This window comes from Nesterenkonia alkaliphila, from assembly GCF_009758175.1.
In the GTDB taxonomy this organism is placed as follows: domain Bacteria; phylum Actinomycetota; class Actinomycetes; order Actinomycetales; family Micrococcaceae; genus Nesterenkonia; species Nesterenkonia alkaliphila.
In genome coordinates, this window is sequence record NZ_WRPM01000009.1 from 1 (window position 1) to 5,454 (window position 5,454).

At 59.1% G+C, this 5,454-nt stretch carries 6 protein-coding genes; 1 reads left to right on the forward strand and 5 read right to left on the reverse strand.

Going from position 1 to position 5,454, the window contains the following annotated elements:
* Positions 1–125: 125 nt before the first annotated feature.
* Positions 126–1,267 (reverse strand): IS3 family transposase gene (locus GNZ21_RS01420; protein WP_157320699.1). Its coding sequence is split into 2 segments (ribosomal slippage): positions 126–997 and positions 997–1,267, totalling 1,143 coding nucleotides; the frame shifts between segments, so codons are not numbered across the junction.
* 75 nt (positions 1,268–1,342) lie between these two features.
* On the reverse strand, positions 1,343–1,606 hold the full coding sequence (locus GNZ21_RS01425) for a DUF4193 domain-containing protein (protein WP_157320701.1): 264 nt from the start codon (positions 1,604–1,606) through the stop codon (positions 1,343–1,345).
* A 386-nt stretch (positions 1,607–1,992) separates the two neighbouring features.
* Here GNZ21_RS01425 and GNZ21_RS01430 point away from each other — a divergent pair, with 386 nt between their 5' ends.
* The gene (locus GNZ21_RS01430; protein ID WP_157320703.1) at positions 1,993–2,433 is read left to right on the forward strand and encodes a CBS domain-containing protein; all 441 of its coding nucleotides are present in this window, start codon (positions 1,993–1,995) and stop codon (positions 2,431–2,433) included.
* Positions 2,434–2,759: 326 nt separating this feature from the next.
* On the opposite strand, the gene GNZ21_RS01435 is transcribed toward GNZ21_RS01430, so the two are convergent.
* From GNZ21_RS01435 to GNZ21_RS01445, 3 genes are all read right to left on the reverse strand, one after another.
* Entirely contained in the window at positions 2,760–3,692 is a 933-nt protein-coding gene (locus GNZ21_RS01435) for a carbamate kinase (protein WP_157320705.1), read from the reverse strand.
* Between the two features lie 9 nt (positions 3,693–3,701).
* The gene (gene argF / locus GNZ21_RS01440; RefSeq protein WP_188503865.1) at positions 3,702–4,700 is read right to left on the reverse strand and encodes an ornithine carbamoyltransferase; all 999 of its coding nucleotides are present in this window, start codon (positions 4,698–4,700) and stop codon (positions 3,702–3,704) included.
* Positions 4,701–4,732: 32 nt separating this feature from the next.
* Positions 4,733–5,454, reverse strand: a 722-nt coding sequence (locus GNZ21_RS01445) for an arginine deiminase family protein (protein WP_232532614.1), incomplete at its 5' end; no start/stop codon positions are given.

The window sequence follows — 5,454 nt, forward strand, 5'->3', positions numbered from 1 at the left end:
ACATCCAAGACGAATACGGTCACGGCCCTCGGGAGGGTTACACCACTCTATGGGGCACTACTATTGCAAGAAGAACATGCCGTTCTCTTGGCGGGCTGGAATGCCCCCGGTGTTAGGTCCAGTTCTTATGTGAGCTGCGGGGGTTGATCTTCTCTTGTGTGGCGGCAGGCTGCGGCGTAGGCCGCTGGGGGTTGGTAGCCCAGTGAGGAGTGCCGCCGGTGGTGATTGTAGTCATACTTCCAGTCGCTGATCACGACCCTCGCGTGGAGCAGGGAGTAGAAGCTGTTGATGTTCAAGCACTCATCCCGGATCCTGCTGTTGAAGGACTCCACATAGCCGTTACGCCATGGTGCCCCCGGCGGGATGTAGTGCAGTCCGACCTTCTGCCCGGCCCAGTCGGCGAGGGCCTGGCTGATCAGCTCCGGACCGTTGTCACAGCGGATCACCTGCGGTGCACCACGCTCAACCGCCAGGGTATCGAGGTGGTCCTTCAAGGCCTCGCCGGTGATGGATCGCTCCACCAGCCCGCCGAGGCATTCGCGGGTGTGTTCATCGACCACGGTGGCGATCTTGATCGGGCGTCCCTGTTCGTCGGCGTCGAACTGGAAGTCCACTGCCCACACCACGTTCGGGGCTGTGGCCGCTGGGGCATCCGCGGTGGAGGAACCTCGGCGTTTACGGCGGCGGCGTACCGGGACTCGCAAGCCCTCTTCACGCCAGAGCCGCTGGACCTTCTTGTGATTGACTGCCCACCCCTGGGCGCGGGCTTCGTGGAAGGCCCGCCGATACCCATGTCTGGGGTTCTCAGCGGCGTAGGTGCGTAGCCACTGGCGCAGAGCAGCGTCAGGGTCCGCGTTGGTCTCGGAGTTCAGCGGCCGCCGGTAGGCTGAGCGGGAGAGCCCAGCCAGGCGGGTGGCCGCCCGCTCACTGATCTGGAACTTTCCGATCAAGTGACGGACGGCCTCGCGGCGCCTGGCCGGGCTTAGAAGTTTCCCTCAGCCAGCTCCTTCAGCGCAGCTTTCTCAAGCTCTGCCTCGGCCAGCAGTCGTTTGAGCCGGTCATTCTGCTTCTCGAGCTCTTTGAGTCGCTTGGCGTCCTCGGCCTTGAGCCCGCCGTATTGGTTCTTCCACCGGTAGTAGGTGCCCTCAGTAACTCCGAGTTCCCGGGCAACCGCGGCGACATCATGGCCTTGGGCCAGCATCTTCTCAGCCTCACCGAGCTTGCGGATGATCTGCTCCGGGGAGTGCCGCTTCCTCTTCGCTGTCATGGTTACACCAGTCTTCCTCCCGCCAAGGGCGGGCGCCAGTGCAACTCACATAACTACTGGACCGAAATCAAGGGGTCACTCCAGGACGACTTGTGATCGGTGACGAACCATAAGGCACGAACCACAGATGAACTCGTCATCTTGAGCGGGAATGACCCGCACTTGCAGTTCCTCATCTGAAAGATCGGCACCGGGCAATTCGAGCCCCTCGGCTGCCTCGGTTTCATCTTCATCGACTACGGCGGACTGTCGGTTCGTCGAACGATTCTTCAACTCCTCCATGGAGTCCTCCGTGAACTCCTCGTCGTTCTTCCGGGGCGCATCGTAGTCAGTCGTCATAAAAGTCCCTCCACTCTTAGGTATTGAAAATTGCTGTGCTGAAGCCCGCAGGGGCCGGACTAGCCTTGCTAGACGCAGTCAACCGCAACCAATTTCGCATTAAACAGGAGTCAACCGCATCTTAAGCGTATTTATTCTCCATGCTGAGAACGCCTCGACAAACGTCCTGCGAGGACCTTCTGGTAGAGCTGAGCCTAAACCGTTGCGGTGTTTTAAGCGGTATCGACGCCGCCTGACTTCTATGCCTATCCTGGAGACCCCGTTAATCTAGAGCTGGAAAGAGTTATTTAAGCGTTTGACCGAAGGCCTGGCTTCACACGGATACTGACCGTAATGCCACTCGTCTGCACGGCTTGGCCCGGCTCTCAGACTCAAAGGTGAGAATAATGACCCGCGATGATGCGCTACCCACCAAACTCCGTGAACTCATTCACCCCGTAGGCCACAGGATCTCCCACACCCATGGGCTAGAATCGGCCGCCCGGATGCTCAGTGAGACGGGGGCAGATTATATCGTCATCACCAACATGTCTGACCGGGCCGTGGGAGTAGTCACTGATCGGGACCTAGACAATCTTAAAGAGAGCGACCCCGAAAGGTGGTCATTCCGACGGTGTGCCAGCGCGGTGAAAACCCAACCACGCTTGACGGTCGATGACACTGTTGAAGATGTTCTGAAAGTGTTTGACCAGCAGGAGGTTCGCCCTCTGCTGGTCCATGAGGGCCGCGAAGTGGCGGGTATTCTGCGTCCTACTGAGGTGTTCCAGTGGTGCGCTGAACACCGACCCAGTGCTCTTGACCACCTTGCCCGCCACGTCGCTCAATGAGACCAAACCGCGGGCCACAGCTACATCTGGGGCGACGCTGATGGGGGATCGCATCTCAGCGAGACCCCGCCATCGCCTCCGAGGGCGCGGCGATGACCGGGCTCCTGCTTCCCGTGGCGGGCACGGATGAGAACTGAGAACGAACGGAGCCGTGATGGACAGAGCGCCCCTCACTCCTGGAAGTGCAGGCTCCTCGCTTTCCTGGCAGGTCCGTGCCCCTGATCACCTTGATGAGCCGCCCTGCTTACGCGGAGGGCCCCGAGACACTATGTAGCGCGGCGAAGAGGACGTCCGTCGCCATCTAGTATCATCCCCTGTGTCTCCTGTTACACGGGGGCCCCTGGCTCCTCGACAGAGGTTGTCACTGTGGTCCCAGCTCGCTGCTGTAAAATCTCGGCGGCCTCGGTAAGCGTCCCGATTCCAGCGAACCCACCGGTGAGCTCGACAAACTGTGCGGCTGATTCCACTTTGGGCCCCATCGAACCCTCCGGAAGCAGTTCACGACGCAGTGCCCCAGGTGTGGAACGAGAGATCATTTCAGCATCCTCAGTGCCAAAGTTGCGATAAACACCTTTAACGTCAGTCAGGATCAGCAACGCGTCAGCATCGAGAGATTCAGCAAGGCTGGCGGCAGTCGCGTCCTTATCCACGACAGCCTCGATCCCCTGTAACTGCCCATCCTCGTTACGGATGACAGGCACTCCACCCCCGCCAGCGCAGACGACCATGACCCCGGCTTCTACCAAGCGCCGAATTATACGAGTCTCCACAACCCTCAGCGGCTTGGGAGAACCTACTACGCGGCGCCAGTGCTGACCATCTTGACGGATCGTCCACCCACGCTCTGCCTGCAGCTGCACTGCGGTGGCACGGTCATATGTTTCACCGATGAATTTCGTCGGTTCTGTCAACGCTGGGTCCGCTGCTGAGACCAACGTCTGGTTGATGACCGCCGCGACTTGCCCGTGCGGCACCGTATTCTGCAACGACTGCAAGAGCCAGTAACCGATCATGCCCTGTGTTTGGGCACCGAGAACATCAAAGGGGTATGGCGTGGACAACCGAGGGTCGGAGGCGCTCTGCAGGGCCAGGACACCCACTTGCGGCCCGTTGCCATGAGTGATGACCACCTCGTGGTCTTGCGCGATCAGCGCCAGTGACTCTACTGCCCGGTCGACGTTGTCACGCTGAACCTGAGCATCTGGCTGCTCACCGCGTCTCAACAGTGCGTTGCCTCCCAACGCAACAACTACCCTCATCTGTGCTCCTTATGCCTCGAACGCGGTGACCATCACTGCTTTGATGGTGTGAAGTCGGTTTTCTGCCTGGTGGAAAACGATGGATTGAGATGATTCGAAGACTTCCTCCGTGACCTCAAGACCCTCAAGCCCGGTGCGTTCAAACAATTCCCTGCCAAGCTCGGTCTCCCGGTTATGCAGTGCGGGCAGGCAGTGCATAAACTTCACATCCGGGTTTCCTGTGGCTTTCATCACTTCAGCATCCACCCGATAGGGTCGCAGTTGCTCCACTCTCTCCGCCCAGGTTTCTGGAGGCTCTCCCATTGAGACCCACACGTCTGTGTGAATGAAATCCGCGTCTGCTACCCCTTTTTCGATGTCCGCTGTATGCGTGATTCGTGCTCCAGTGTTTTCGGCGACCCGGCGGGCCGAGGCGATAACCTCGGGGGTGTTCCAGAGTTTCTCGGGAGCCACGATCCTGACGTCGGCACCCAGCAGCGCACCAGCCATCAGCAACGAGTTGCCCATGTTTCCACTGGCATCACCCAAGTAGGCAAATCTCAGCTGGTGTGGTGGTCGATCAGTATGCTCCAACATCGTCATGCTGTCACACAACGCCTGCGTAGGATGCCATTGGTCGGTCAACCCATTCCACACCGGCACCCCCGAGTACTGGGCCAGTGCTTCGACTGTTTCTTGACCCGCACCTCGGAACCCGATGCCGTCGTACATGCGCCCAAGTACTCGTGCTGTGTCTTTGGCGGTCTCCTTATACCCAAGATGCGAACCCGTCGGGTCCAAATAAGTGAGCGCGGCACCCTGGTCGGCTGCGGCCACTTCGAAAGCACAGCGAGTCCGCGTTGAAGCCTTCTCAAAGAGGAGGACGATGTTCTTTCCCCGTAAACGTGGTACTTCTTCACCGTTTTGTTTGGCGGCCTTCAGTTCGCCGGAAAGGGTGATGAGGTGCTCCCACTGCTGCGGTGTACGATCAGTTTCCTTGAGCAAAGAAAAACTTGGAGAAGTAGGCACGGTGCCTCCTTATCGCTTAAATGGTTTACGTACTAGATGGCATCACGAACGATCGGGCAGCTCATGCAGCGCGGTCCTCCACGTCCCCGCCCGAGCTCGTTTCCGGTGAGGGTGATGACTTCGATTCCGTTTTTACGCAGATGGGTATTCGTGCCGACGTTGCGGTCATAAGCCATCACCACACCGGGGCTGAGCGTGAGGGCGTTCAGCCCGTCATCCCATTGCTCTCTTTCAGCCGTGTAAACATCCTGGTCAGCGGTCAGAATACGAACATCCTCTAATCCTAAAATGTTCGCCATCGCACGATGCATGTCTTCGGGCTCGTTCTCGGTGATCTTCAAGGAGCCCTGGCCGCTCCCCGGCTCAATGAGGTAGGAGTGGAGCATCCCCAGACCAGAGAACTTGGTAAAAGTGCGTTCATCGACCATGGTCATGACGGTGTCCAAGTGCATAAAGGACCGCTGATGGGGCAGCTCGACGGCGAGGATTCGGTTTGCCGATCCGCTGGCGAAGATCCGGTGAGCGAGCCGCTCCAAGCCTTGGGGAGTGGTTCGCTCACTCATGCCAACCATTATCGCACCGTCGCCGAGGACGAATATGTCCCCGCCCTCGGTAGTGGCCACACCACTTTCGCCTCCTTCAGACCAGCGGTGGAATGACTGGTCGGCAAACCGTGGATGCCACCCGTATACCGGCCATTCGCGGTTAAGCGTGGAGGTGTCGTGGGTCAAGGGGCTCGCGCCCTTGTTGGATG

What these genes read in the sequence shown, in the direction of transcription:
- GNZ21_RS01425 (WP_157320701.1), bottom strand. Translation starts at nt 1,606, where the DNA reads ATGACGACTGACTACGATGCGCCCCGGAAGAACGACGAGGAGTTCACG.
- GNZ21_RS01430 (WP_157320703.1), top strand. Translation starts at nt 1,993, where the DNA reads ATGACCCGCGATGATGCGCTACCCACCAAACTCCGTGAACTCATTCAC.
- GNZ21_RS01435 (WP_157320705.1), bottom strand. Translation starts at nt 3,692, where the DNA reads ATGAGGGTAGTTGTTGCGTTGGGAGGCAACGCACTGTTGAGACGCGGT.